General features: G+C 42.3%; 2 protein-coding genes. Both read right to left on the bottom strand.

The window, feature by feature from the left end; all coding sequences use genetic code 11:
• Positions 1–99: 99 nt before the first annotated feature.
• Positions 100–477: a carboxymuconolactone decarboxylase family protein gene (locus tag R8N49_RS26465; protein WP_025622998.1), complete on the bottom strand. Its 378-nt coding sequence runs from the start codon at positions 475–477 to the stop codon at positions 100–102.
• Between the two features lie 58 nt (positions 478–535).
• Positions 536–785: MerR family DNA-binding protein (locus R8N49_RS26470; protein WP_318190361.1), on the bottom strand; the 250-nt coding region annotated here is incomplete at its 5' end.

Below are 785 nucleotides of genomic sequence, written 5' to 3' on the forward strand. Positions count from 1 at the left end.
ATCATCCACCATCCTTGCGGTTTAATAACGCGTTAAAAAATATAAAAATAAAAGCGTTAGAGACTCCTAACGCTCACTTTAAATGTTGCTTGCAGGCAGCTAAACCTGCCTTTCCGAGAGTACTTCTTTAAAGGCAAACATGCCATTTAATGCAGCTGGAAATCCTGCGTAAACAGACATTTGCATGATCACTTCTTTGATCTCTTCTTCCGTGCAACCAACATTTAGCGCAGCGTGTAAATGCACTTTAAGCTGTGGAGTACAGTTCCCCATCGCCGTCAATGCGGACACCGTAGCGATCTCTCGCGATTTTAGATCTAGCCCTTCACGGGTGTAGATGTCGCCAAATGGGTACTCAATCGTGAACTTAGCTAAATCAGGGCAAATGTCGTTCAGGCTTTCGATAACTTTTTGGCCAGCCTCTCCATCGATTTTTGATAACTGTTCTAGCCCTGTTTGAAATCGCGTATTTTCCATTTTGTGTGCTCCTTTGAGTGAATACCCGCACACCTTACAAGTTAGAGTGAACTCTAAGTCAACGTACTTTTCCGCTTTTATACAGATTTATTTTTTCTTCTAATCGTTTCAGATGCTCATTTTGTTGTCGGATATGTTCGATTAAATTATCTCGATGAACTTCCAAAAGCTTTTGTCTGTCAGCAGTCGTTTGCGAGCCAATCTCCCTCAATGAAGCATATTCTTGAATCTCTTCTAACGGCATTCCCGTCTCTTTCAGCCGCTTGATGAAGTTGACCCAATCAATATCTCGATGGGTGTAGACACGG

Source organism: Vibrio sp. 1978 (genome assembly GCF_033344345.1).